The sequence below is a fragment of the Pseudoalteromonas shioyasakiensis genome (assembly GCF_022398475.1).
Lineage (GTDB): Bacteria > Pseudomonadota > Gammaproteobacteria > Enterobacterales > Alteromonadaceae > Pseudoalteromonas.
In genome coordinates this window covers 1-25,496 of the sequence record NZ_JAKEVM010000056.1, presented here as the reverse complement: position 1 = coordinate 25,496, position 25,496 = coordinate 1, and the positions used below count along the sequence as shown (strand labels likewise).

28 protein-coding genes are annotated in these 25,496 nt (G+C 42.3%); 4 read left to right on the top strand and 24 right to left on the bottom strand.

Annotated features, from left to right (window positions below):
• Positions 1–40: 40 nt before the first annotated feature.
• The 23 genes from L1D51_RS11465 to dapA all read right to left on the bottom strand — a co-directional run bounded on the left by L1D51_RS11465 (position 41) and on the right by dapA (position 19,704).
• The gene (locus tag L1D51_RS11465; RefSeq protein WP_239963701.1) at positions 41–1,342 is read right to left on the bottom strand and encodes a DEAD/DEAH box helicase; all 1,302 of its coding nucleotides are present in this window, start codon (positions 1,340–1,342) and stop codon (positions 41–43) included.
• A gap of 67 nt (positions 1,343–1,409) precedes the next feature.
• Positions 1,410–1,841, bottom strand: coding sequence for an excinuclease ABC subunit A (locus L1D51_RS11460; protein ID WP_239963700.1), 432 nt, complete (start codon positions 1,839–1,841; stop codon positions 1,410–1,412).
• On the bottom strand, positions 1,842–2,672 hold the full coding sequence (locus L1D51_RS11455; RefSeq protein ID WP_054562407.1) for a MipA/OmpV family protein: 831 nt from the start codon (positions 2,670–2,672) through the stop codon (positions 1,842–1,844). It abuts the gene before it with no gap.
• Entirely contained in the window at positions 2,669–3,895 is a 1,227-nt protein-coding gene (locus L1D51_RS11450) for a beta-ketoacyl-ACP synthase (RefSeq protein ID WP_054562408.1), read from the bottom strand. Before L1D51_RS11450 ends, L1D51_RS11455 begins: the two co-directional genes overlap by 4 nt.
• Positions 3,895–4,620 (bottom strand): 3-oxoacyl-ACP reductase FabG, encoded by a 726-nt coding sequence (gene fabG, locus L1D51_RS11445; protein WP_054562409.1) that lies wholly within the window; start codon positions 4,618–4,620, stop codon positions 3,895–3,897. Before fabG ends, L1D51_RS11450 begins: the two co-directional genes overlap by 1 nt.
• Positions 4,617–5,072: a hotdog family protein gene (locus tag L1D51_RS11440; RefSeq protein WP_054554542.1), complete on the bottom strand. Its 456-nt coding sequence runs from the start codon at positions 5,070–5,072 to the stop codon at positions 4,617–4,619. Before L1D51_RS11440 ends, fabG begins: the two co-directional genes overlap by 4 nt.
• Complete coding sequence (locus L1D51_RS11435) at positions 5,059–6,222, bottom strand: beta-ketoacyl-ACP synthase (protein WP_239963699.1); 1,164 nt, start codon at positions 6,220–6,222, stop codon at positions 5,059–5,061. The genes L1D51_RS11440 and L1D51_RS11435 overlap by 14 nt, the downstream gene beginning before the upstream one ends.
• Before the next feature lie 2 nt (positions 6,223–6,224).
• Complete coding sequence (locus tag L1D51_RS11430) at positions 6,225–6,776, bottom strand: DUF3261 domain-containing protein (protein ID WP_054562412.1); 552 nt, start codon at positions 6,774–6,776, stop codon at positions 6,225–6,227.
• On the bottom strand, positions 6,764–8,005 hold the full coding sequence (locus L1D51_RS11425; RefSeq protein ID WP_054562413.1) for an NAD(P)/FAD-dependent oxidoreductase: 1,242 nt from the start codon (positions 8,003–8,005) through the stop codon (positions 6,764–6,766). Before L1D51_RS11425 ends, L1D51_RS11430 begins: the two co-directional genes overlap by 13 nt.
• A 3-nt stretch (positions 8,006–8,008) precedes the next feature.
• Positions 8,009–10,228: an MMPL family transporter gene (locus L1D51_RS11420; protein WP_239963698.1), complete on the bottom strand. Its 2,220-nt coding sequence runs from the start codon at positions 10,226–10,228 to the stop codon at positions 8,009–8,011.
• Complete coding sequence (locus tag L1D51_RS11415) at positions 10,225–10,743, bottom strand: outer membrane lipoprotein carrier protein LolA (protein WP_054562415.1); 519 nt, start codon at positions 10,741–10,743, stop codon at positions 10,225–10,227. Before L1D51_RS11415 ends, L1D51_RS11420 begins: the two co-directional genes overlap by 4 nt.
• Positions 10,743–11,168 carry an acyl-CoA thioesterase gene (locus L1D51_RS11410; RefSeq protein WP_054554548.1) on the bottom strand — a complete coding sequence of 142 codons (426 nt, stop codon included), beginning with the start codon at positions 11,166–11,168 and terminating at the stop codon, positions 10,743–10,745. The genes L1D51_RS11415 and L1D51_RS11410 overlap by 1 nt, the downstream gene beginning before the upstream one ends.
• A complete protein-coding gene (locus tag L1D51_RS11405; RefSeq protein WP_173637079.1) occupies positions 11,161–12,705 on the bottom strand; it encodes an HAL/PAL/TAL family ammonia-lyase in 1,545 nt (514 codons plus the stop codon). The genes L1D51_RS11410 and L1D51_RS11405 overlap by 8 nt, the downstream gene beginning before the upstream one ends.
• Before the next feature lies 1 nt (position 12,706).
• Positions 12,707–13,675, bottom strand: coding sequence for a lysophospholipid acyltransferase family protein (locus tag L1D51_RS11400; protein WP_054562416.1), 969 nt, complete (start codon positions 13,673–13,675; stop codon positions 12,707–12,709).
• Positions 13,675–14,412: a glycosyltransferase family 2 protein gene (locus tag L1D51_RS11395; RefSeq protein WP_054562417.1), complete on the bottom strand. Its 738-nt coding sequence runs from the start codon at positions 14,410–14,412 to the stop codon at positions 13,675–13,677. The genes L1D51_RS11400 and L1D51_RS11395 overlap by 1 nt, the downstream gene beginning before the upstream one ends.
• Before the next feature lie 3 nt (positions 14,413–14,415).
• Complete coding sequence (locus L1D51_RS11390) at positions 14,416–14,769, bottom strand: ApeI family dehydratase (protein ID WP_054562418.1); 354 nt, start codon at positions 14,767–14,769, stop codon at positions 14,416–14,418.
• Positions 14,753–16,111: an AMP-binding protein gene (locus tag L1D51_RS11385; protein ID WP_054562419.1), complete on the bottom strand. Its 1,359-nt coding sequence runs from the start codon at positions 16,109–16,111 to the stop codon at positions 14,753–14,755. Before L1D51_RS11385 ends, L1D51_RS11390 begins: the two co-directional genes overlap by 17 nt.
• Entirely contained in the window at positions 16,098–16,664 is a 567-nt protein-coding gene (locus tag L1D51_RS11380; RefSeq protein WP_055021096.1) for a COG4648 family protein, read from the bottom strand. The genes L1D51_RS11385 and L1D51_RS11380 overlap by 14 nt, the downstream gene beginning before the upstream one ends.
• Positions 16,665–16,672: 8 nt before the next feature.
• Complete coding sequence (locus L1D51_RS11375; RefSeq protein WP_054554554.1) at positions 16,673–16,918, bottom strand: acyl carrier protein; 246 nt, start codon at positions 16,916–16,918, stop codon at positions 16,673–16,675.
• A 25-nt stretch (positions 16,919–16,943) separates the two neighbouring features.
• On the bottom strand, positions 16,944–17,201 hold the full coding sequence (locus tag L1D51_RS11370; RefSeq protein WP_054554555.1) for a phosphopantetheine-binding protein: 258 nt from the start codon (positions 17,199–17,201) through the stop codon (positions 16,944–16,946).
• Positions 17,198–17,983: a lysophospholipid acyltransferase family protein gene (locus L1D51_RS11365; protein WP_054562421.1), complete on the bottom strand. Its 786-nt coding sequence runs from the start codon at positions 17,981–17,983 to the stop codon at positions 17,198–17,200. The genes L1D51_RS11370 and L1D51_RS11365 overlap by 4 nt, the downstream gene beginning before the upstream one ends.
• Positions 17,973–18,683 (bottom strand): beta-ketoacyl synthase chain length factor, encoded by a 711-nt coding sequence (locus L1D51_RS11360; RefSeq protein WP_152968918.1) that lies wholly within the window; start codon positions 18,681–18,683, stop codon positions 17,973–17,975. The genes L1D51_RS11365 and L1D51_RS11360 overlap by 11 nt, the downstream gene beginning before the upstream one ends.
• A gap of 106 nt (positions 18,684–18,789) precedes the next feature.
• Entirely contained in the window at positions 18,790–19,704 is a 915-nt protein-coding gene (dapA, locus tag L1D51_RS11355) for a 4-hydroxy-tetrahydrodipicolinate synthase (RefSeq protein ID WP_054562639.1), read from the bottom strand.
• A 160-nt stretch (positions 19,705–19,864) separates the two neighbouring features.
• Between dapA and L1D51_RS11350 the strand changes: the two genes are divergently transcribed.
• Entirely contained in the window at positions 19,865–20,518 is a 654-nt protein-coding gene (locus L1D51_RS11350) for a DUF6058 family natural product biosynthesis protein (protein WP_054562423.1), read from the top strand.
• 236 nt (positions 20,519–20,754) lie between these two features.
• A complete protein-coding gene (locus L1D51_RS11345) occupies positions 20,755–24,531 on the top strand; it encodes a S8 family serine peptidase (protein WP_239963697.1) in 3,777 nt (1,258 codons plus the stop codon).
• A 69-nt stretch (positions 24,532–24,600) separates the two neighbouring features.
• Here the strand turns inward: L1D51_RS11345 and L1D51_RS11340 are convergent, their stop codons facing one another.
• Positions 24,601–24,828, bottom strand: a complete 228-nt coding sequence (locus L1D51_RS11340; RefSeq protein WP_408002938.1) for a hypothetical protein — start codon at positions 24,826–24,828, stop codon at positions 24,601–24,603.
• Positions 24,829–25,077: 249 nt separating this feature from the next.
• On the opposite strand from L1D51_RS11340, the gene L1D51_RS11335 reads away from it, so the two are divergent.
• Both L1D51_RS11335 and ykgO read left to right on the top strand, forming a co-directional pair.
• Positions 25,078–25,329: a type B 50S ribosomal protein L31 gene (locus tag L1D51_RS11335; protein WP_054562425.1), complete on the top strand. Its 252-nt coding sequence runs from the start codon at positions 25,078–25,080 to the stop codon at positions 25,327–25,329.
• 18 nt (positions 25,330–25,347) lie between these two features.
• Positions 25,348–25,485: a type B 50S ribosomal protein L36 gene (gene ykgO, locus L1D51_RS11330; protein ID WP_054554561.1), complete on the top strand. Its 138-nt coding sequence runs from the start codon at positions 25,348–25,350 to the stop codon at positions 25,483–25,485.
• The last annotated feature ends 11 nt before the right edge of the window (positions 25,486–25,496 follow it).

Below are 25,496 nucleotides of genomic sequence, written 5' to 3'. Positions count from 1 at the left end.
CAGCAATGGGGCTTTTTTATACGTTTGTTATCGGAATTTATTACTTTTTAAGGCTTAATTTATTGCCTTTCAAAGATTTGCGAACATTTGCGATTCGTGAACGGTTCTTTGCACGCGCTTCACCCGTTGCCTGACCCGAAGCCTTATTTGTACGGCTACGACGTAAATGCGACGGCTTTTTACCAATTTTATCAATTAGTACTTCACGGCTGCTTACTTCGTAACCTGGTAAAACAATACGCTTGATGCGCTGTCCGATTAGCTTTTCGATATCGAATAAAGTGTTTTCTTCCTCACGGCTCACAAACGAAATTGCTTGACCCGGCTTACCAGCACGACCTGTACGGCCGATACGATGCACGTAGTCTTCTGCAAGCCAAGGTAGATCGATGTTGATCACACGTGGCAACCCTTCAATATCAATACCACGAGCAGCTACTTCAGTTGCGACCAGCACGCGAACTTTACCTTCTTTAAACTCGCGTAAAGCGCGGCGGCGGTTACCTTGGGTTTTATCACCATGACAAACAACAGCAGGAATCCCGTCAAGATTAAGCTCTTTTACAAGCTCATCAGCGGTTTCTTTCATGTTTACGAAAACAAGTACCTGCTGCCAGTTTTTCTTACCAATCAATTCAGATAAAAGCTCTTGCTTACGGCGCTCTTCAACTGGATAAACAACATGTTGCACTGTTTCTGCAGTACTGTTTGTTTGATCAACACGAATGATTTCAGGCTGCTTTAGTACTTTACTCGCAAATTGTTTAATTGCCGCCGGGAAAGTGGCAGAGAACAATAAGATTTGACGCGCTTCATCACAACCATTAATAACAATTTGCATATCGTTGATAAAGCCCATGTCTAACATACGGTCAGCTTCATCAAGCACTAAATGCTTAACATTAGCTAAGCTGATGTTACCCAAACGCAGATGATCAAGTAAGCGCCCTGGCGTTGCAACCACGATGTCGACACCTGCTTTCAAATCGTTAGCTTGACCCGCTAGATTGATACCACCAAACAAGCACACTGTTTTGAGTTCGGTGTATTTTGCAAACGCTTTAAAATTATTAGCGATTTGCTCAGCTAATTCGCGGGTAGGTGCAAGCACTAATGCACTCGGTGCATTATTTTCACTAACCGCTGATTCTGATAATTTTTGGATAAGTGGTAAAGCAAATGCAGCGGTTTTACCCGTGCCTGTTTGCGCACTAACAAGTACGTCTTTGCCTTTTCTTACCGCAGGAATTGCACTACGTTGAACGGGAGTAAGCGTTTCGAAATTAAGCTCTTCTAATGCCTGTAAAAGCTCAGAAGAAAAACTAAATGATTTAAAATTCATGCTGTATAACCTGCGGCCATCATATCAAGGGTCGCAAATTATACAGAAAAAAAATGACTTTAGTTAGTTATAACTTAACTAAAGTGCCTTTTAATGCCACGCCAGCAACAAATGTGCCCGCACCACATTGATATTCGGTTTGGCTAACGAACTCACGTTTTTTGTAGTACGACTGAATATTTACAACTGCATTCATGCCTTCACGAACAGCACGCTCTTGTAATGCTTTTAAAGCACTAAGCATTACCCACTCACACGCTTCTCGGTCAGTTTTATTAAATGCGTTGGTTTTCTTGTTGGTGATCACTTCACCATAATTGGTTTTAATGCTGTTATGACTTTGATCAGCGAAATACAGCGGAATATCTAACAGCGCTTGTTTCGCTTTGGTGGTTTCAAGTAGTGCTTGTACAGGTAGCGTTTGTATATCATCACGTGCAAAACTGTTTGTTRAAAACAAACAAGCCGCTAAAACACATACAAGGGTCAATAACTTCATTTAAAAATTCCTTCTATAAAATTTCCATGCAACACCAAAACCAACCGAAACATTATAATCTTGCTTCACGAGTGGGCTTGCATCTTGTTGACTGTTAGCAAGGTGATGATATTTAACAAAACCACCTAACCAATACTTTGGTGTGTCAAAATGTACCCCAATTGATACATCAGCACCAGAAAAACCTGAACGACTTGAGTATGCTTGGCGAGTTTCATTGCTATGTAAGTCACTCACTCCATAGTAGTAATCAAGGTATTTATCGCTAGCAAAGTTGATATTGCCACGAAACGCTAATGAAAATTGTGAATCCGCTTTTTCGATGATCGGCACTCGATAATACACACTTGGCCCATAACGCCAGCCAATATCATCAATACCTGAGAAATCTGTCGCAATGGCTTTGCGTGCAAACAGGCTTAAATACAAATGCTGTTTAGCGTTTGGTTCACCTATTAGGTAGTAATTAAGTGAAGGCCCTAATTCAAACACCCAATCTAGATCATCCATACCTTCTCGGGCTTTGTTGTCTTCACTGTCAACTGCAAGACCTACGTTGGCAGATAAATCTAAATGGAGATTTTCTTGCTGCCACAAAAAGCCAGTGAAGTTATTACGGTCGATGGCCATTTTATCGCTTTGATAACGAAAATAAGGCACAGGCAATAGGTATTGCTCACTTTCATCTGAACCTAAATAATGCGGGATATCTGCATAAAAAAGGCCTGCACCGAACTCCATTTTTGCAGTGCCCTTTTCTACACTGTCTTGTGCAGCATAAGCATTAAAAGTTAGAATAAATAAAATACTTATGATGCAGCGCTTGATCATGCTTGCCACTTTTTAAAAATTAACGAGGTATTGATGCCACCAAACGCAAAGTTATTGCTCATAATGTAATCTGTTTGCATTTCACGGCCATTGCCCTTGATATAGTCTAAATCAGCACACTCAGGATCGACATCCGTTAAATTGATAGTAGGTGCAAACCAACCATCATTCATCATATTGATACTTGCCCATGCCTCAATGGCGCCACACGCTCCTAAGGTATGACCTAAATAACTCTTTAATGAGCTAATAGGTTTCTTGCCAAGGGCATTGAAAGTCGCCAGAGACTCCGCAATATCACCCCGATCTGTTGACGTACCATGAGCATTCACATAGCCAATTTGGTCGGCAGTAAGCTGTGCATCATTAAGTGCCATTTCGATAGCCACTTGCATAGTTTCTGCGGTAGGTTGCGTCACATGTTGACCATCTGAGTTACAACCAAAACCGACCAGCTCCGCATAAATAGTCGCTCCACGGGCTAGGGCATGCTCATACTCTTCTAAAATGAGCGTGCCTGCACCTTCACCAATAACCAGACCATCACGATTTTGATCGAATGGTCGTGGCGTACTTTTCGCAGCATCATTTTTTGTGCTCGTCGCGTATAAAGTGTCAAATACCGCAGCTTCTGTGATGCATAACTCTTCTGCGCCACCAGCCACCATGGCTTTTTGGCGACCATACTTAATCGCTTCATAAGCATAACCAATACCTTGCGAGCCTGATGTGCACGCAGAGCTGGTAGTGATCACCCGACCTTTTAAGCCAAAAAAGACACCCACATTCACAGGCGCTGTATGCGCCATCATCTGGATGTAACTGGTGGCCGTTACGCCTGTCATTTCGCCGGTTTCCATCATTTTTGCAAAAGCTAATAATGGTGGCGTTGACCCCGTTGATGAGCCAAAAGCAATACCAGTAGAGCCGTCGGTTAGACTTGAGTGCTCTAATAGCCCAGCTTCTTCTAGAGCAAGCTCTGTAGTACGGGTCGACATCATAGCAACACGCCCCATTGAGCGAACTTGTTTACGCTTATAGTGGCTTGGTTTACTAAAATGAGTAACAGGTGCTGCTAGTCGAGTGTTTAGTTCTGGCGCCACATCCCAGTCAGTCATGTACTGGACGGCATTTTCACCTTTTTGCAAAGCGGTTTTAAATTCACCCCAGGTATCACCTAATGCAGTAATGGCAGACATGCCTGTAACAACAACGCGCTTCATTACACCATACCGCCATTCACAGAAATAACTTGGCGGGTGATATACGCGGCGTCATCTGAACATAAAAACGACACAGTACCCGCGACTTCACTAACCGAACCCATACGTTTTAATGGGATCATTTTTAGCATTTCATCAACCGGTAAATCGTCTGTCATTTCGGTTTCGATTAGCCCTGGAGCTACGCAGTTAACGGTGATCTTACGTTTTGCAAGCTCAAGCGAAAGCGCTTTGGTCGCACCAATAATGCCCGCTTTAGCGGCACTGTAGTTAACTTGCCCGCGATTACCGGCAATCCCTGACACTGACGCCATAGTGACAATACGGCCACCTTTACGACCTTGCACCATTGGCATCACCGTTGGATGAACCACATTATAAAAACCGTCAAGGCCAGTACGGATCACTTTATCCCAATCATCACCTTGCATCGCTGGGAACGCCATATCATTCGTGATACCGGCATTACAGATCACCCCATAATACGCACCGTGCTCGGCAATATCAGCTTCAATTTGTTGTTTTGCAAGCTCTCTATCGCAAACATCAAATTGCAATAAGCTAGCATGACGACCAAGCGCACTGATTTCTTCACAGGTTTGCTCTGCTTCAGCCACACCACTGCGACAATGAACAGCAATATCAAAGCCATCGTTAGCTAATCTAAGTGCGATTGCTTTGCCAATACCACGGCTTGAGCCGGTGACTAAAATACGTTTTGTCATTGATTTTCTCTTATAAACTGCATTGGGTCTTGTGGTTGAAACACATTAATTTTTGCTTCTGCTAAGCATGTTTCATCGCTATGTATTTGACACTCAAATACACTTAACCCTGATTCTTCTTGATATAATTTTGTCACCGAGACTTTAAGCGTTTGCTCGTTTTTAAATACCGGTGCATAGGTTTTATATTTGCGCGTACCAATTAAAAAACCGATTTGTACTTCATTTCCTTTGTCTTTTGCCAGCGCACCCGCATAAGCTGCGATAGTTTGCGCCATATATTCACAACCAATATAACTGGCAACCCCATTTAAGCTCTCGTCATAAAACGGGCTTTGTGAACTAATATCCACTTCACAGCAACCTGACTCTTCGCTGTAACTAGATAGGCGATTGAGCAATATCATTGGCTCACTATGAGGGACTACTTGCTCAATTTTATAGTGATTCATTTAGATGTCCTAGTACTACACTGACATTATTGCCGCCAAAGGCAAACGAATTTGATAAACAGGTGTTAATTTCTGCCGTTTCTGGTTGTGTTATTAAGCCAATTTCAGCCAATGATTCGTCTTTTATAACCTGATTGCATACTAATTGATTAAACTCTGGGTAAGCCAAATAAAGCCAACATAAGCCCGCTTCTAAGGCACCTGCAGCGCCTAGAGTGTGGCCGGTCAAATGTTTAGAAGAGCTCACTTTAGTATCTTTGCCAAATACCTCACTGATTGCCAGAGATTCCATCGCATCATTTTGCGGTGTGGCTGTTCCATGGGCATTAATGTAGTCGATATCTGAAGGCGTTAAATTCGCGTCTTGCAACGCCGTTGTCATAGCAGCAATTGCGCCAGAACCGTCTGCAATCGGTGCTGAAATATGGTGGGCGTCGGAGCTTTCACCACCACCTAAAAAGGCAATGCTCTGTTTTGTATGCTGCTCTTTACTCATAACAAATAACGCTGCGGCTTCACCAATATTGATGCCTGCTCTGTCGCCACTAAACGGCTTACAAATTTCATCGCTGATAGACGATAACGAATCAAAGCCATTAATAGTGAGTTGGCACAAGCTATCTACCCCACCACAAATTACCACATCGGCTAAATCGGCACTGAGTAAGGCGCGCGCACTAATAAGCGCCTTGGCACTTGAACTACACGCAGTTGAAATGCTGTAACTTGGCCCCTTCGCAGCGAGTTTTTTGGCAATATAATTGGCAGGTGCGACGAGCGCTTGGTCGTAATAATCAAACTCCTCTGGCCACTTTCCCTTAGCTGCATGGGCAATTCGACCTCTTTCACCTTCTTGAATTGCAGCAGTACTAGTACCAATCACCACAGCAATACGGCTGCTCGGAATGTCTATGTTTGCTAATGTGTCAGCAATTTGCCCCAGCGCTAAATCGATTAGCTGATAAAATCGCATTGATGCTGTTAATGGCAGTTCATTAACCAACCCCACAAAAGTTGGGCGCTGCTCAAATGCAAGCGACGTCACCTCTGTGAGTGTTTGTTTAGGTTGTAAGCTGATACTTTGCATTGTTTGTTGATGACCAACCCCCAATGCACTAACAATACCTAAGTCGTTAAGCCAAAATGGCATAATCAATTAACCCTTTGAAATTTAATTTTGTAATCTCGCTGAAAGTTTACAAGTTCTGTTGCACCGTCTAAATAGCGAATTTCACTAATTAACTGTTCACCTTGATATAAACGCCGTGTCGAGCCTTGTTCAACCAAGTTCAAATTATAAAGTTGCGAGTTCAGCACAGTAACCGGCCAGTGTACTAGCATGATATCAGCAAGAATATAGCGAGGATCAACCGCGTTGATAGGGAGCATTTTTTCGCTTTTAATCGGCCCTAGTGGCGCTTTTTCTAACTGAAAGATTGGCATACCTTGAGCCGTCATAACAGCCAAGTTAATCCCCGTTTCACTGTTTAAACTCAGCTGCGCTAGTAATGTATGCTGCTCATCGCCATGGTGTACTTCAAGTACTTGCTGCCAATTATCGGCAACTAATGACGGCGGTGGATCAAGCAAATAAATCCCTGCATTTGGCGCTAAATCAACACCCGTTTTTACTGCAAATTCACTGGCGCAACTTGCCACTAATATGCTCAAAGATAAGAGCAAAGAGCGTGTTAGTCGCGACATAATTCAACCAGTGTATTTAAGCGTTTGTTGCTTTGTTTTACAAATGGGTTTTGTAAATCCCATGCATAACCAGCAAGAATAGCACTGATCATCTCGCGCACTTGTTGGTTTTTCTCACTGTAAAAAATCACGTCCTGAAATGAGCCATCATACCAAGCACTGACGTAGGTTCTAAAGCAATTAACCCCTTGTTGCAAAGGCTCACTGTAATCGTTTTTGAAATCAACTTGCTCACCACGTAAGTAGCTATCTACTATAGGAGCAACCAATGAAGCTGATTTTAATGCAATCGTCACCCCAGATGAAAATACCGGATCTAAAAACTCACCGGCATTACCAAGTAGTGCAAAATGCTCACCATACAAGCTCGACACATTAGCCGAATAGCCTTTAATAGCACGCGCTTCACCAATTGCTTCACGATTGGCTAATAACTCACTTAAATAGCTATCTTGTTCGATAAATTCATTTAAACCAGCGAGTGGTTGTTTATCATTAAGTTGCTCTGGTTTACCAACGACACCAATGCTTGCCGTACCATCACTAAATGGGATCAGCCAATACCAAATATCTTTATGCTCTGGATGAACATTAATTAAGATTTTTTCGCGGTCAAACTGGGTATCGCTAATATTATCTTTAAAATGGCTGAAAAAAGCCCAACGTACTGGGAAATTTGATGCTGACTCTAAATCAAGTAAGCGAGGTAATACTCTGCCAAAACCACTAGCATCAAGTACAAAGCGCCCTTTAATTTGATAGCCTTGCTGGTTTTCATCCGTAACATCAAGTAAAGCGCCATCCTCACAATCGGTAAACGCTAACACGCTATGTTGGTATCGAATTTCAGCCCCCTGCTGCATGGCACCATCGGCTAAGCATTTATCAAAGTCAGCGCGTTTTACTTGAAAAGTCGTGCCAGGGCCTTCGCTAAATTTCTCGGTAAAATCGATTGTTGTGTGGTCGCCACGACGTTGAAACGCCGCACCATTTTTAAACTGAAAACCAAGCGATTGTGCCTGTGTTTGCACCGCTTGCTCAAGGCCTGCTTCTGCTAAAAAGCTCATGCACTGGGGTAATAAACTTTCACCAATCGAAAAACGCGGAAAGGTTTGCTGCTCTAACACCACTACATGCCAACCTTTTTTCACCAGTAAACTGGCAGCCACGGCACCTGAAGGGCCAGCACCAATAATAACAACATCAGCCTGTTGAACTTGATTATTCACCTATTATTTTTCCTTATTTTTAGGTAATGCAATACTGAGCGGCGCCAGGATATAGATACAAACTAGCCCCACTAATACCGTTAATCCGAAACTGAAAATGGCCGGCGTTTTCGAAACGGCCAACATGCCAAATACCCACATCGATGATGCCGCTGACAAACTAATTGCGAGTACATTGCTCGAGCTTAAATTATTGACCTGATAAAACACCAAGTAATCGATTGCCAACGCTAATATCAATAAACAGCCTAATAAATTAAAAATCGACAGCTGAGATTGCAGCGCACTGCATAGTAGCAGTACAGCCGCGGTTGTTAGTACAAGCACTAACGTTTGTTTACACGCCGTTTTAAAACCAAATTTAACGCTAAAGAGTAATAACGCAAAGGTCATCGCAATGGCCAGTGTCACCAGTAACGAATTTGAGTAATGACTTAAACCTTCGCTTATCATCGCGACTTTATCGTAAACAACTAAATCTGGGTAAGCGTTGGCTAAATCCATCAGCTCGGATTTATTTACACCTGTTACCATAAACCAGCTTGCGGTTAGTGTGTTGTTTGAGATCACTTGGTTAGCGATTAACGGCGCTAACGGTGAATTAAGTGCCGCGTTTAAATCAAGCATTGATGTTGGGAGCTCAACGGGCGTCCCTGTCATTTGGCTAACCACACTCATCGCTTGCTGGGCCGAATGCAGTTGATCGTAGTTTTGCTGTTGTAATTGTTTACTAGGCACTAAGTCACTAAGCATCAAGGCACGGCCATTAAGACCGCGAATAGTTGCTTTTAATGCTTCTTGCTCTACTAATAACTGCTGCGCATTATCAGCAAATAAAATCATGATTTGGCCATTATCTTTACCTAATAAAGACATATGCAACGCTTCGTTTTGCATTAAATCAGCAGGACTTGCATTTAACAGCTTTACATCATCATTAATCACAGGGGGTTTTAGTAAGGCAAAAGCACTCAATAACACTAACGTCAGCATACTGAGTGCGACGCGATAATGCGTTAATCGTTTTAAATAACCACTTAAGCAGTTAGCTAATTGATGCGCAGCAGTGTTAATGGTTAAACCAGCTTGCCAATAAGGCAGTAAAATTCGTGTGCAAAGCCAAGCTGTAACTAGCCCTGCAACAACGAACACGCCCACTTGACTGAGTAACTGCACGGGTGAGAAAAACAAACTCGCGTAACCGAGTGTGGTGGTTAGTAACGACAACAACAGTGCCAGTTTAAGCCCTTGGCTAAAACCTTGCGGCTGCTCGGTTAAATCAAGCATGCCATGAAATGCATAATCAATGGCAATACCAATCAGTGTAACGGCAAACACCATGGTTAATACATGCACCTGACTAAAAATACTGATCAGCGCAATGGTGCCGCCAATAGCGGCGCTTATCACGGTTACAGAGGCCAGCCACAATGCGTTTATCGAGCGAAACACCCACACCACCATCACAATAAGCGCCAGCAAGCTCACCGAACCAAACAAGGTCATTTCAAATTTGGCTTGCTGCGCATTTGCTGCGGTGTGAAATAAAGCACCGGCATAGCGAATTTGTGTATCTGGATAGCGGCCTTCAAGCTCAGCGATATAGGCAACTATCTCATTGCTCAACGCTATTGATTGATTTATTGAAAAGGCATTGTCAGCACTTTGCACAAATAACATTAAATACTCATCACCTTGATAGTTAATGTTAATTCGGCCATCTTGCAGCTCAAATTGCTGTATGTGTGTCATTGCCTCAGATAAGAACCCTGCTGTAGCAAGTGTTGGGTCTTGGTTGATAGTACTTGAAACAAAAGGATCAGCGACTTTACTCAACTGACTAAAGTAATACTGTTGAAAGCGATTAGCATCGCCAATAGCTTGTTTATATTCCTCGGAGACTAAATGCCCAGCGTACTGACCGTAAAATGCTGCCAATTGGGAGATTTCGGGTAACTTAAAACGAGGCTCAATGTGTTTACTCGCCAGCCACTGATGTAAATCATCATAAGCTTTTACTTTATTCTCACCCCGAAAAGAAAAGCTCAACTGCTGTTTATTAGCTGAAAAAAAGTGTTCTTCGACTTGCTGTAAACGCGGTTCTGACTTTGGCAACAAAGCCAAAATATCATTATTCAACGTCGGCTGTTTTAGAATAAAAACAACCACTAAGGCGCTAACTAATAGGCTTAGCCAAGCAAGCGTTAGGCCCCATGCTTTCACTGTTTATGCTCATTTTGAGGATAAGCAAAGCGTAACACAGTAAAGTTACCATTTGCTTCTTGAAGACGCACACGGCTCACTTGCTCTGCTGCTACACATAATTCGAACTGACTAAATAGCTGCTTTAGCAAGTTATCTTTAGGCAATAAAGTCTGACAACCGGGCTCTGCATGCTCTGTCATCGTAAATTGCTCAGCAAGTGCCACTTCATCATGCTTTAAAATTGCTTGCAGTAAATTAACGTAAGGCTCTGCACCTTTTTGTAGCTGCGGCTTATCTTGGTCATCCAGGGTATATACTTGCCCTTGCTTGATTAATAGCGTGCTTTTAACCGGAGATTCAACTTGCCAAGTGAGGCTATCTTCAGCAAGTTCAAACGAACCTGTTGATATAAAAGGCTTACTAAACCCTTTAAAATGCTTTTCTTGGCTAAATGTGCCTTGCTCTGTTACTGCGCTTGATGCAAACACAGGAAAAAAAACGAGCACACTCAGTAACAACACGCTTAATCGCATTAAATCACCTTTTGAAGTTTTTCATGGAGTACAGGCGGCGAAACAAACTGCATTTCTTTTTTCTCTATATCAACCGCAACTTGGATAGTCGTTGCTTTGGTTAACTTTTTACCTGTAGCGCAATCAGTGATTACGTAATCGATACGTAATCGTGTTTCATATTCTTTTAAGTACGCATCAACGCGGATTTTTTGTGTAAACAATGCTGAGCCGACGTACTTAATATGCATGTCAATAATCGGCCACGCATAGCCAGACTCTTGCATTTGCACATAATCATAATCAAACAAACGCAGTAATTCGCAGCGCGCGACTTCTAAATAGCGCGGGTAATTACCATGCCATACCACATTCATTGGATCGCAATCATGAAAAGGAATTTCAATCTCAACATGAGTACTCAACAACGAGCCACGACTATGCATATAAACTCCAACGTTTTGTTTGAATAGCGTCTACCGTAAAGCGAAGAACAGCCTCTAGAGGACGGTCTTCATCAAGCAGCGGGAAAAACTCGCTAATGTCTTGATACATACTTTGTACATCACTAGTTAAACTAGCGAATTCAAGCTCACCGCTATTAATACGTAAACGCAAACCTTGAATACTCGCAAGCAAAGTACTTGCAACCACTTGCTCAGTTAGCTGCAATATACGCAAACAATCTCGTGCAGCGATAGTTCCCATGCTCACTTTATCTTGGTTGTGACACTCGGTTGAACGAGAAAACACACTTGCTGGCATGGTCAGTTTTAATGCTTCGGCCGTGTATGCACTGGCGCCAATTTGGACCGCTTTAAAACCATGGTTAATGTAGCGACGCTCATCATTACTCGCCGATAGATTAGAAGGCAAACCATTGTTATAGCGCGTATCAACTAAGGATGCGATTTGTCTGTCTGCTAAGTCGGCTAAATTAGCAACAGCGGTTTTCATGCTATCCATTACCATTGCAATATGACCACCATAGAAGTGACCACCATGCAATACGTGCTCACCTTCGCCATCGATGATTGGATTATCATTTGCCGAATTTAGTTCATTTTCAATCATTTGCCTAAACCACGGCAAACTATCTTGCAGCACACCAATAACATGTGGAGCACAGCGAATTGAATACCTATCTTGTAAGCGGTCAGCATTACGAGGGTGTTCTACATGATTTAGATCACCACGGATCCATGCAGCTACTTGCTGTTGCCCTGGATGTGGCTTCACTGAAAACAAAATATCATCAAAGTGATGACTGTTACCTTTTAATGCAAGGCTTGCAAGGGCTGTTATGCGGCTAGTCAATTTAGCTAAGTAATCTGCTCTATCATAAGCAAGGCATGCCAAAGCTGTCATCACGGCAGTGCCATTCATGACTGCCAGCCCTTCTTTCGGGCGTAGCTTTAATGGCTGTAAGCCTAGTTCTTGCATCACCTCTAGACTGTTTTTAATTTCGCCTTTGTAATACACATCTCGCTCACCAACCATAGCACCGGCTACATACGAAAGCGGCGTTAAATCACCACTGGCTCCTACAGACCCCTCTTGCGGGATCACCGGTACAATATTGTGATTTAAAAAGTCACGTAATAAATTCAACATCTCCCAGCTAACGCCAGAATACCCTTGTGAAAGCGAAGTTAAACGAGTCGCTAAAATAGCGCGCCCTTGGGCTTGATTAAACACATCGCCAAGGCCGCAACCATGAAAACGAGTAAGATGCAGTGGTAACTCATTGACTAAATCAAGTGGCACTTTTACGGTTACTGAATCGCCATAACCTGTGGTAACGCCATATATCACGCCATCATCTTCAAGCAACTTATCTAAAAACGCCACGGCGCTGTCTATTTTATTAGCAAATTGACGGTCTGATGTTAACGCAACAGCACCTTGCTCTAATGCAATATGAACAATATCTTCGATTGATAAACGCTGTTTGCCAAAAACGGTAGTCGAGTGCTCTGACACCTTAGTTCTCCTTGTTTTGACTACGAGACACTTGCTCGTCATTTTGCCAAAAATCATAAAAATTAAACCATTGATACGGATAGGCCGCAGCATAAAAACTGAGCCTTTGCGCATAATCGCTAACAATTTGTTGTAATGTTTGTTGCCTCGTTTTACGCGGTAAAACGAGTTTGTCGGCGTATTTTTCAAAAATCACGCGGTAAAATGTTTCGCCATTGGGCTTTTTATCTTTTAAACAAAACAGATGAAACACCGGGCAATCTAACAGCGCAGCTAAAATAAATGGCCCTTGTGAAAAGGGGGCTGGCTTACCTAAAAAGTCAGCTTCGATAACTCTTCCTGCGGTGGTGGTACTGGTTCTATCACCGACTATCACCACAATTTCACCCTGCTCGACTTTCTCTTTGAGCATAATTGCCATATCTGGGCCAAGATCGGTTACTTGAATGAGGTTTACTGCAACATCCGGATTAATACTTTTCAGTAATTTATTAAATTCTACAGCATGATGCGTAAACACCAATACATTGATTTTTTTACTGTTTCGGTGTTGGCTAAGGGCTCTACATACCTCTAAGTTACCAAGGTGTGAGCCGATAAAAATAGCCCCTTGCTGTTGCTCATCAAGTTGTTTAAACAGCGCTTCGTTGGTGTAAAGAATATTATGTTGCTGAATTCGTCCAAGCCATGCATCTATTTTGTCAAAGGCGCTGTCAGCGAAGCAGCGAAAATGACGAAAGCTATCGCGCCAAGTAACTGCTTTACTATTGCCATTTACTTTACGCGCTTGGGTTAAGAATGCATGTGACGCTTGGCGGGCAGTTTTGCCAGTTAAAAACAAATAAAACACCACCGGAAACAACACCAACCACAAGCCTTTTCGACCAAATACGCGATAACATACGAGCAATATTTGCATGCCTAAGCGATTGCCACGTTCTTGCATTTTTGACCAATGTTTTACAGCCATTAGCCTGCCACCTTACGCCAAAGCAGCTTAGGTGAGCGTAGCAACATGCCAAAGAATAAACGCGTATGCAGCCACGAAATTCCCACGTTATCGTGTAAGGCTCGAAAATGAGATACGCCATTTTCAGGGTAAATGACCTGGGTTGGCAAAAACGTGACTTTAACACCTTGCCAATAAAGCCTGACTAAAATTTCAATATCAAAGTCCATGCGCTTGCCAAGCGTTTGCTTAGCCATTAATTGTTCAACGGCTGCTAAGGGGTAAACCCGAAAACCACACATTGAATCAACAATATCAAAGCTGAGCGTTTCTACCCAAACCCAAAAATGGGTGATGTAACGACTTAAATAACGGTGCTTAGGCACTGAGCTATCATAAATAGGACAACCACTGATCACCTTGTTAGGTGATGCATTACTTAGTTCAATCAACTTACTAATATCTGCTAACGAATGCTGGCCGTCAGCATCAACCTGAATGGCATGGCTGAACCCTTGCTGATAGGCAGCCATCAACCCAGTTTGAACTGCCCCACCCTTACCTTGATTTTGAGCATGGCTTATCAAGGTTAAAAAATCGTACTTAGCGTTAAGCGTTGCAAATACTTGTTTGGCATCAGCGTCACTGCCATCATCAACCATGATTATCGGCAGCTGTAGCTCTTTTAGCTCATCGAGTACAGCAGCAATAGCATGGGTGTGATTGTAATTAGGAATAACAATACAAAACTGGTTCATGGCTTAATCACAAAATACAATTCGACCAGACGCATGCTGGCCTTTTTCTGATTGATAGCTAAACAAACATTTGCCTTTTGCATTGCGCTCAAGGGTGAGGTTTACCGTCATATCAGGGGTTGTTACTACCTGAAACTTTAACACTTCTAAATCTTGTACTAGTTTGCCAAAACCCAAATATTGCTGAGCATATTTTACTGCCCAATCCAGCTGTACTACGCCTGCTAAAATTGGCGCATCTGGAAAGTGGCCGCGAAAATAATCTAAATCAGCCGCAATGGTTAACGCTAAACTCACGCTAGTTTCTGTTTGTGATAAAACGGCCACCTCTGGGGTCACGTTATTCAGGCTTGGCAAAATACTGCTCCAATGTTTTTAAACTTAATTTAGCTTGGCTGTTAAAAGGAAGTGCATCGATGTAGCGCCATTTACGTGGTAAGCAAATACGTTCAAAGCGGTTTGAGAGGTGTGCTTGTAAAGCGCGGTTAATTGCCAATTTACCCTGTTGTTCAAGCTCTTTATTAGCTTCTTCACTGAGTACAACCACCGCACCAATTTGCACGCGCTTAGCTGGAATAACCACCACTTTTGCTTCTTTTATCCAGTCGTGACTTTGCAGATAACTCTCAAGCTCATCTAGGTTTAAACGTTTTTCTTCAATTTTTATCGTTCTGTCTATACGGCCCAACAGTTTAAATTGACCATTTTTATGAACGAGTGCTCTATCGTCTAAAGGGAAATTCGATTGCTCTAAAATCGCAGAATCTAGCATCAAGCGCCCTTCATGATTCAGCGATAAAAAATTACCATTAAACGGCTGCCATGGTACATCAACCGCCGCCTGTGTAACTTGTCGATAAGCAATACCGCCGGTTTCGGTACTACCAAATACTTGGGTAGCCGGGCGAGCTAACTGGTTAAATAAAGTTTCGGCATGTTCATTGTTGAGTGGTCCGCCAGAGGAAAATAACCACTTAATTTTGTCGCGTTCAGGAATTAACACATTATCAGCACATAAACGACCAAGTTGCGCAGGGCTTGAAACGAGCGCTGCATAACGAATATTTTTTAGTCTTTGCGCAATATGTTCAGGATACTGAATTTGTTCACTATCAATTATATGGCCTTTCGCCAACGGCCAAAGTAAACGAAATAATAAGCCGTAAATATGTTGATGCGAAACGGTTGCTAAAAACGTAAACTGGCTGGGTAAGTCAAATGACATTGAAAGTACTGCAAGCTCTCGATTTAATACCCGCCACGGTTTCACTATCGGTTTAGATTGTCCTGATGAGCCTGACGTATAAAATATAACCGCTGTGTTTGTTGGCCATTGTAAACGGTTAGTTTGCAAAGGCGTGTGACCAAGACTTTGCTCAAGGTTAGTAAATAGCACATCATCATTGATATTGGTCGCATCGCCGGCAAAAAAAGCAGACTGTGCTAGCAATAAACTTAAGGTTTCGTGCTGACCATTAGGTGGCAAAATAACATTATAACCACTACACGCTAAGGCAAATAAGCGCACTGCAAATTGGTAGGTATCAGGATGGAATAACACCACATGGCTGCCAGCTTTAAGCGCTGTGAGCTTACTTTGATAAGCCGCAATATCAGCAAAAAACTGTGTTTGTGTTATTGGCTGCCCTGCAACAACAAATGCAGCGTCTGGGTGAAATTTCAGGTTACTCGCTACCATTACTTTTAACCTTTTGTCTTACAAGCCATTCCACAAGGCCTAAGAGAGCAATCAAAATATAGGCTATTAATCCGTTGTACAGAGTCCATGTCTGTAACGAAGTAAATAGGCTAGTGTATAACGCAATACTGCCATTAATAATAAAAAACGCGCACCATACTTTAGTAACTTGGCGCGTGTAATTAACCCCTTTCTCATCAAGATCAGGCTCTTTAATTCGAGCAAAACTTTCAATGACTGTTGGGCCACTTTTCAACGAATAAGCAAAGGTTATGGCCATTACTGTATTTATAATGACTGGGTAAAGCTTTAAGCCCAGATCACTGTTAAAAAACTGCGTTGTTGCTAAAGCGATAATAGCCAAAATAGAGGCTGGCTTTATCCATGGCATAGATGTCAGTAACTTCTTGCTAAGTAAAAGCCTTAAACCTAACAATACCATCAATACCAAGCTCACTTGCCTTAATGAGATATGCTGTAATCCAAAATACACAATAAATGGGTATAAAGATAAGCATACGAAGAGCAATGTTGTGGTTATCGCTTTGAGCATAGTAATGTTTATGAAACGAGTTTTTCTACTTCGTTTACAACATCTTGCACAGTACGCACTTGCTTAAATGCATCTGGCTCAATTTTCTTACCAGTGATTTCGCGTAGTTTTACAACTAAGTCAACAGCATCAATGCTATCAAGATCTAGGTCTTGATACAGGTGCGCATCTAGGCTGATATCATCAGCATCGATCTCAAATTCATCTACTAAAATGCCCTGTAAAACGTTGTAAATGTCAGCAGCGGTTTTCATGCTTATTCCTACTTCTAAGTCTGTATTATGATTGGTGTTGGTTAATAAATTCTGCCAGTGCATCTACCGATGCAAAATGGGCTTTTGTTTGTTCTGAGTTTGCGTCAATCTTAACGTTAAACTCTTTTTTAATGGCTAAGCCAAGCTCAAGCGCATCGATGCTATCTAGGCCTAAACCATCAACAAACAAAGGTTGGTCATTTTCAATATCATCCACGGTAATATCTTCAAGATCTAAGCTGCTAATGATTAATTGTTTTATTTTGTTCTTTAGTTCAGTCATAGGTGCCTGAGTTCCTCTGAAAAGTAATGTTGCAAATCACGGGTTAATTGTCGTGCTTGCATGGCGGGTTGTTCATTATTAAATGTGTCGTTAAACGTAAATGGGTCAGTGGCAAAGCGCATCTCAAAATGCGCTTTTGTTGCAGCAACGCAATACCATGGTGTGCCTTTGGTCAAAGTGCTGGGCTTCATACTAATCAGCACTGAGGTAATTGGAGCTTTACAACGCGCAGCAATATTCGCAGCGCCACGCTTAAATTTTAGCTGTTCACCTGGGGTTGTGCGGGTGCCTTCAGGAAAGATTATCAGATTATTTCCAGCAGCGAGAGATGCTTCACAATCATTCAGTAACTCTTGCGGGTCTTCATTACTAATATAACCTGTGCCTTTAATTACACCGCGCATAAACGGATTTTTAAATAAGTGTGCTTTGACCACGCAGTCAGCATTTTTAATCACAGATATCAGCACCACAACATCAATTAATGAAGGGTGATTGGCAAGAACTAATTGCCCTCTCAGGTCATGAAATTTCTGTTTATCTTGCACAGAAAAATGGATAGCACCGGTGTAATGCATTAAGGCAACAAAGAATTTAAAACTATAGTGAACCGTTAAACGGGCTTTTTGCTTACGTTTCGCTTGGCAAGGTTCAAATAAACGTTGTAGAGGCAAAACCAACAAGGTGAGTACAATACCGCCAAAACCAAATACAGAAAAACAAAACCCGGTTGCCAGTACCCGCCAAATTTTATTCAACTTAATGTAAACGTTAGTCGCCATGGTACTGTAGCATCCAAGCTGATTGTTGATGCGAAAGCAGCGATTGTGATCCTTTGCTTGTTAAAGCAGCTGCTAATTGCAAACTCAGTGGTAAACACGAGTCACTTTGAGTATGTTCTGATTCAGGTAGTTTTGTTAATTCAAAATACGGCTTACCGGTCTGCGCTGTTGATAATACGAACGATACACTATGAGCAATTTGTTGCTCGTCGCTAAATGGTAAGTACTCATCTGGTAATACACTTTCGGCATGAGCAATCAAAATCTGCTGTTCAATACCACTATGAACACGCGCAAAACCATCTATCATGGCAGAAATAATGCTGTCTTGGTCACCAGCAATAGCATTCATCGGGGCTTTATTTTTTGCAATAATCGAAAATAATCCGGTTGCAGCATTATGTACACTCAGACCAAATGCGGTCGGAGAAAGAGGCTCTTGTTCGACAAGTGAATGTAACAGTTGCGATGTTTTTGGTAAGTCGCCATGACGCGATGAAAAATTAACAGCTAGCTGCTGATACTCACCTTGCGCTTGATGCATAGTATGAAGCGCCATTTTCATAAATGGGCTTAAGCGGCGGCGCTGCATCGGTGCAACCCAGCTTAAATCAAGGTCAGCAAGATTGAGATGGCTTAATTCTGCTATTTGTTGCTCGGGTGCAACCCATAAACTCAAATTCTCAACAACAAATTTCACAAATATTATTCTTATAACGCCAAACGATTGCTAATTTTACCTATTAGCTACAAAAAAGTAAAACAATGGTGCTTAATTACAGCCGCAATTAAGCACTCATTCATTTTTATCGTAAAATAACGTCTTTTTCGGTTAAAAGTTGTGCTTTTTCACCTACTATATCAGCAACATCGAGTTCGTTAATGTAACCTAAACCGATTTCTTGCTGAGCACTTGTTAGTGGCACATAAGGAAGACGGAACACAGGATTTACCGCGCCTGTCATCATAAGTGCCGTATTGATTGCAATTGGATTAGGCTCGCAGAATAACCAGCCCATAAGTGGCTGTAGTTTTGCATTAAGTGCATCATTTTGCTCATCCATTAACTGACGGAATAAGCCTGGAATAATATTAGATGTAACCGAGATAACACCGTGGGCTTTATGAATGTGTCTTGCATCATGCGCTTCATCGTCATTACCTGACCAACAAGCAATACCTTGCTGTTCATAATGAGCAATACGCTCATTGCCACCGCACTCTTTTACACCGATAAAGTTTTCGTGCTTCGCGAGTGGCTCAATGATATCGGGTGTTAAGTCTTGGCCTGTACGACCTGCTACGTTGTAGATAAACGCAGGACCAATATCAAGTAAACGATTAAAGTGCTCTTTCACACCCGCCAGCGACGTACGTCCGTAATAAGGGTTAATTTGTAGCGCTGCATCCATACCGGTGGCAAAACCATACTCGGTTGCTTTAATCGCTTCTCGCGTATTGTTGCTACCTGTATTACCGACAATTAATAAACGGTCAGAGAATTTGCTAACACTGTGAGCAATTAGCATTAAGTGTTCTTCCCAATTCATTAATTGCCCTTCACCTGTGGTACCACCGACAATAATGCCATCAACACCAGCTGCAATTTGCTGTTCAACAAGGTCGTCATAACATGCAAGATCAATTTCACCATTGGTTAAATAAGGTGTTTTTATAGCGGTGATCAAACTTGCTTGTTTAATTGTTTCTAGGTTGCGCATAACTTTTTTAATGTTTGGAAAATTTGCGCTAGTTGTATCACAAACACAGGCATTTTCCGAGTAGTGTGCTGCAATAAATAAAAATACTTGAGAAAAAATCAAAGTTAAGCCAAAATCAAATACTGTATAAATTAACAGTATTTATTGTGAGTATTTGATAATGCAACTTTCAAAATTTTTGGCAACCTACTTTTATACCACCGAAGAGCTGTGCCATACCCTCTCAATTGATGAGGAAACGCTATCGGCATGGCAACAAAGTAGTTTATTTCCAAAGCCGAGTTATTGTTTGCAGAGTCAATTAGAATGCAGTTCGTATTCGGGCATTTATCAATGCGAAGAATATCAAGACTATTACCCTCGTGGTGCCACTAGTTGGGGGCAATTAATTATCAAACATGACATAAGCTCATCCTGCCAAGCGTTTAATTATTTTGCTCAGCAATATTCAAATCAACTCAGTAAGCTTGCTGAGCAAGGCTTTGCTATCGATGAAGAATTATTTGGCAGTGAAATTGACGAGCACTTACAGCAAGTTTGGCAGCAGTTTTTATGCAGTAAATACGGTGTGCTAACACAAAATGGCTTAGTTGAAGAAGCCGTACAGCTCGATGTGGCTAAGTTATTGATTGATGATATTACTGAACTACGCACTAAAACAGGTTTAAGCGTGGAAGAGCGCCAAAGCTTACATAAAGCGCTCAAATTAATGAACCGCGCGTTAAGTCATGGAACGGGCAACGAAGGTAAAAACACCTTACGCCATCGTTATATTGATGACGTAGTGGCAAAGTACGATCTATCGGTAAAATAACCTCTCATTTTTGCGCTTAAAATGAAGCGAAACTGAATGACCGCACAAAGTTACAACAGTGTTTATTTTGTTATAAATAAGTTAATACAATTTGCTACCTTTGTTTTGTAGGTTTTCATCTGCTTGATCGATAGATTGGTCTGGTTGAGTTATTGCTCTTGTCATATTTGTTATTTTGACAGCTAGCAATAACTCCTTTCTTCCAAACTAATTACATCAAAATAAAGGATGAAAAGATGAAACCTTTTCCAAGGCTTGGTCGCTTAAAGGCGACCTACTTAGCCATGCTCGGCTTATCGATTGCCCAACCAGCAACCGCAGAAGAATCATTTGTTACACAACAAAGTAAAGCGGATGCCCTTACATTCACTTTGATCACTGGGGACAAAGTATCGGCTGTTGTCAATAAAGACGGCAAGCTAGGCGGCATTCGATTAGTGAATGCAGATAGTTCAGATACATTCACCAGTATCTTTAAACGTGGTAACAACACCTATGTTGTTCCAAACCATGCTCAAGCCTTAGTTGATTCAAATGCGATCGATTTAGAGTTATTTAACATTAATAAGTTATATGAATCGGGTTACGATGATGCATCAACCGACGCGCTCCCCGTCATTGTTGAATACCGCGACGGCACCCTTGCAGGATCTGCAGTCCCAGCAACGCTTGCTGGTATGTCATTAACCGGTGAAATTGAGCTAATCGACAGCGCCGCATTTGCAATCAACAAAGACAAAGCAGCGCAAACTTGGCAAACCCTGGTTGCACAAGCTGACGTTGAAGGTATTTGGCTTGATGCTGTCGTTCATGCTCACAAGGTTACCCAGTCAGAAACACTGACTCCAACAGTCCCACTAACCGGCGCATATGGTGAGTCAGCGATTAACTATAATGGCGAAGGTATTAAAGTTGCCGTACTTGATACAGGCTACGACACCGAGCACCCAGACTTACTAGATCGTGTCATTGCATCACGTGATTTTACGTATTCGAGCAACGGTGTAGATGACTTAAATGGTCATGGAACTCATACAGCCTCAACCGTTGCAGGCAATGGCCATGAGTCAGCAGGCAAATGGGTCGGTGTGGCACCAGCCGCCGATTTAATTATCGGTAAAGTACTTGGTAATACAGGAGGAGGATCAACCTACGGTATTTTAAATGGCATGCAATGGGCGGTGCTTTCAGAACAAGCTGACATTGTAAATATGTCATTGGGTGGCACAGCAACAACCTGTAGTGGCCCATTGGTTGAGATGGTTGAAGCGCTTAGCGATAAGGCTTTATTTGTTATCTCTGCGGGCAATAGCTTTACCCGTGAAACGATTGGTTCACCGGGCTGCGCGCCAAGTGCATTAACCGTGGGTGCTATTGATCGTGATGGCAATACGGCGTCGTTCTCTTCACGCGGTCCATCGCCAGATGGCCACTCAGCAAAACCAGATATTGCCTCGCAAGGTGTCTCTGTGGTTGCCGCGGCTTCTGGTGGCTTAGGTGATACGGCCTACCGCGTGTATTCAGGTACATCAATGGCTGCCCCGCATGTTGCCGGTGGTGCTGCAATTGTAATGCAAGCTCGCCAAGACCTTACGCCAAAAGAAATTAAAGACGTGCTTACATCATCTGTATTTAGTAGTGATTCTCACGTCCTTGAGCAAGGTGCCGGTGCCATGAATATCGACCGTGCCATTGACCAAGCTATTGTGGCCCCTGCAAACCGTGAACATGGCTACTTTGATAATGCCAATAGTGCATTTACCGAAACACAGATCACGTTAACAAACACCTCTGATGAAAATATTAAATTAAAATTGAAATTAGATTTAATCGGTGAAGATGGCAAAACACAATTACCGGCGACCTTGGCAGGGTTAGATGTTAAATCTGTGACAATCCCAGCCAAAGGTGTTGCTCAAGTCCCTATGTGGATTGACCCTAGTGTGGCACTTAATAACAGTGCTTATGGTGCAATTACAGGTCATATCACAGGCAAAACCGTTGGCAATACCGACCAACAAGTGACTGTGCCAGTGTCATTTTGGATTGACCAACCTCACGTTAATTTAACTGTTAACCTGACTGATCGCTGGGGTAATCAAGCAGGCTCTCCATCTAAGCTTTACTTAATAAATGAAGAAGATGATTGGGGCAGTCTTGTTAGGCTCACTGGCGGTAAAGCCAATATCGATGTACCTGCTGGTTACTATACGTTGATTGCTAACATTATGACTTACGATAATCCGCAAACCAGCTCTGGTTTAGTAGAATCAGCGGCACAAATGGCTGTATTAAATCGTAAGATTGATGGCAAAACAGAGATTAACTTTGATGCACGTAACGCTCAGCCTGTTACCTTTAAAGCTGACCAGCCTCTTGATCCACAAGGTTATTCGTTTGGCTTTACTTACGCGATTGACGATCAAGAAGTTGCGAAGCTTGCAGCTATCGAAATGGCTCCTGATTACGTAAATGATATGTATGCATGGTCACAAGGTCATGACGATCGCTTTCGCTCATTTATCACCACCCGCGCGGTAGCTCCAGAAACAACCGTCACTATGCAAAACGGAGTTGAACTTGATTACATCAAACAAGGTTTAGCACTGTCTTTTCATGGTGAAGGCTCTGCAGAAGTCGTGCCTGTCGGTGATGCTGGCTACAGCACTGATTGGAGTCAATTTGAGTTAGACGGCAAAATTGCGCTTATTACTAATCCTAATTACCTCACGTCTTACATGGTCGGTAATGCGATGAAAAATGGCGCCAGTGGTGTGATCTTTTATCGTCCTGGTCGTGGCGGTCGATATAAAGGGACAATCACAGGCACACCAAAAGTCCCCGTGATTGGTATTAGTACCGAACAAGGTGAAGCCTTAATGGCAGAAATCGAGGCTGGCAACAATATCGTTAGCTGGTCTGGTATTGCGGCTGAACGCTCACCTTATGCTTATTCAATAAACCATATTGTTGATGGCCGAATTCAATCTGGGCAAATCAATATTGCTGAACATAAAATGCATAAAATAAGTGCGTCTTATCACTCGCAAAATGATGAGCGCCCTGCATGGACTGATGTTATGGCAATGACCAACAGTACCGGGGAGTTCTACTCAACAGGTAGCTCACAGTTAATTATGTTACCTCATCAGCGTGATGAATATTACACAGCAAGTACAAAAAATGCATGGACGAATGTCGTTATGCCAAACTATCAAATTCAAAGTGGTGGCGCTTATTTTGATGGTCCACGCGCAATGACTGAAGGTGCTGAGCAAAACACCACTTGGTTTAAAGGTCCACGTGCTGGTAGCTTAGGCAGCAATGGCTCGGCGATTATTAGCCGCGATACCAATGTTCTTTACTTTAACCTTGCCTCGTTTGGCGATGCCGCAAACCATGATGGTATTTTTGGCTTTATGGGTAGCTCAGCCTTTGGTTTAAAAGTAAATGGTGAGCCAGCATCTCCGTATCAAGGTACGTTAACTCTTGAGCCGGGCTCTCATCAAATTACCTTAGAAATGCGTTCTTATGCCCGTGGTGTTGGTGAGCGCTCTCCAATAAATGATAAGCTAGGTTCTCTTTACCAAGGTTTCTATACATTTACGGCTGACGAGCAACAACAAGATGTTCAGCCAATTTTAGTGCCTATGGTTGATTTACCGGTTGATATTAATAACAGCATGAAAGCGGGTGAAGCGGCTCAAGTTAAGTTAACGGGTTTACTAGACGGTGTAGGTGAAGTGGCGCTGGCAGGTGTACAGTTCCAATATGCATACGGCCAAGAATGTACGATTGCTAACGTGCCTGCTTATATCTATTGCCCTGTATCAACGAAGTTCTCAAGCGAAAACTGGTTAGATGCACAAGTTGAACACATTGACGGTGAATGGGTAGCTACGATCCCTAATACTGGAAACGTCGGTGACTTTGTCCATATTCGAACGATTGTTTCAGATTATGGTTCAAGCCAAGCAGAGCAAATTACCATGCGAGCTTACATGTTAGATTAATTAGTTAGCGCTAATCGGCAAAGCCGCCTTCGGGTGGCTTTTTTAATGTAAAAACAACTTGATCAAGTATTAAGAATCTAAATGCTCGTACTGACCACGATACACTTCGAAAGTCTTCACAACGGTGTGTTGCTCTTTACTTAGATTATCAAACCAGGTATCGAAACGCTCATCATCATCTTGTTCACTCAGTGCTAAATACTGTGCTAACAACTCAATAATATCGTTGTGAGTACACGACAAGGTGTCTACATGACTAGCTAAAACAGAATGGTCTTTATCGCGAAGCGTGTTCATTACATTTTGATCTAGTTCTTCACGGCTAGTTTTATCATTCACTTCCATATCCCTCTTTAAAATAAGCACGCATACCTAGTTATAACAGCCTTATCGACAATATCCAGCTTTTTAAATCTAACTGCTTATTGATTGCTCAGCTTGTACAAAATTAAGACAAACCAATATAAATAAGAATCATTTTTATCTTGACCCAAACAGTCAATCACCCTATTATTGCTACATTATCACATAACAAATAGGTGCATTATGAAGCCAAATATCCACCCTGATTACCAGCAAGTCGCGTTTCATGATACAGCGGCAGACAGCTATTTTATTATTGGTTCGACAATCAAAACTTCGCGCACGATTGAACTTGAGGGAAGAACCTACCCTTATGTGCCAATTGACGTATCAAGCGATTCACACCCGTTTTATACCGGTAAGCAAAAAGCCGTTGCAAGCGATGGCCGTGTTGCTGCGTTTAATCGTCGTTTCAAAAACTTAGCTAGCAAGTAGTTGCTATAAGGAAAGAACATGAAAGTATTAAGTTCATTAAAAAGCGCGAAGAACCGCCCGGGCTGCCAAATCGTAAAGCGTAAAGGTCGTGTCTATGTTATTAATAAAGACAATCCGCGCTTTAAAGCCGTTCAAGGTAAAAAGAAAAAGCGTTAAAAAAGGTGCCT

Coding starts and splice junctions, on each gene's coding strand:
- L1D51_RS11465 (WP_239963701.1), bottom strand. CDS start 1,342: ATGAATTTTAAATCATTTAGTTTTTCTTCTGAGCTTTTACAGGCATTA.
- L1D51_RS11455 (WP_054562407.1), bottom strand. CDS start 2,672: ATGATCAAGCGCTGCATCATAAGTATTTTATTTATTCTAACTTTTAAT.
- L1D51_RS11450 (WP_054562408.1), bottom strand. CDS start 3,895: ATGAAGCGCGTTGTTGTTACAGGCATGTCTGCCATTACTGCATTAGGT.
- fabG (WP_054562409.1), bottom strand. CDS start 4,620: ATGACAAAACGTATTTTAGTCACCGGCTCAAGCCGTGGTATTGGCAAA.
- L1D51_RS11440 (WP_054554542.1), bottom strand. CDS start 5,072: ATGAATCACTATAAAATTGAGCAAGTAGTCCCTCATAGTGAGCCAATG.
- L1D51_RS11435 (WP_239963699.1), bottom strand. CDS start 6,222: ATGCCATTTTGGCTTAACGACTTAGGTATTGTTAGTGCATTGGGGGTT.
- L1D51_RS11430 (WP_054562412.1), bottom strand. CDS start 6,776: ATGTCGCGACTAACACGCTCTTTGCTCTTATCTTTGAGCATATTAGTG.
- L1D51_RS11415 (WP_054562415.1), bottom strand. CDS start 10,743: ATGCGATTAAGCGTGTTGTTACTGAGTGTGCTCGTTTTTTTTCCTGTG.
- L1D51_RS11410 (WP_054554548.1), bottom strand. CDS start 11,168: ATGCATAGTCGTGGCTCGTTGTTGAGTACTCATGTTGAGATTGAAATT.
- L1D51_RS11400 (WP_054562416.1), bottom strand. CDS start 13,675: ATGGCTGTAAAACATTGGTCAAAAATGCAAGAACGTGGCAATCGCTTA.
- L1D51_RS11395 (WP_054562417.1), bottom strand. CDS start 14,412: ATGAACCAGTTTTGTATTGTTATTCCTAATTACAATCACACCCATGCT.
- L1D51_RS11385 (WP_054562419.1), bottom strand. CDS start 16,111: ATGGTAGCGAGTAACCTGAAATTTCACCCAGACGCTGCATTTGTTGTT.
- L1D51_RS11380 (WP_055021096.1), bottom strand. CDS start 16,664: ATGCTCAAAGCGATAACCACAACATTGCTCTTCGTATGCTTATCTTTA.
- L1D51_RS11375 (WP_054554554.1), bottom strand. CDS start 16,918: ATGAAAACCGCTGCTGACATTTACAACGTTTTACAGGGCATTTTAGTA.
- L1D51_RS11370 (WP_054554555.1), bottom strand. CDS start 17,201: ATGACTGAACTAAAGAACAAAATAAAACAATTAATCATTAGCAGCTTA.
- L1D51_RS11365 (WP_054562421.1), bottom strand. CDS start 17,983: ATGGCGACTAACGTTTACATTAAGTTGAATAAAATTTGGCGGGTACTG.
- dapA (WP_054562639.1), bottom strand. CDS start 19,704: ATGCGCAACCTAGAAACAATTAAACAAGCAAGTTTGATCACCGCTATA.
- L1D51_RS11350 (WP_054562423.1), top strand. CDS start 19,865: ATGCAACTTTCAAAATTTTTGGCAACCTACTTTTATACCACCGAAGAG.
- L1D51_RS11345 (WP_239963697.1), top strand. CDS start 20,755: ATGAAACCTTTTCCAAGGCTTGGTCGCTTAAAGGCGACCTACTTAGCC.
- L1D51_RS11340 (WP_408002938.1), bottom strand. CDS start 24,828: ATGAACACGCTTCGCGATAAAGACCATTCTGTTTTAGCTAGTCATGTA.
- L1D51_RS11335 (WP_054562425.1), top strand. CDS start 25,078: ATGAAGCCAAATATCCACCCTGATTACCAGCAAGTCGCGTTTCATGAT.
- ykgO (WP_054554561.1), top strand. CDS start 25,348: ATGAAAGTATTAAGTTCATTAAAAAGCGCGAAGAACCGCCCGGGCTGC.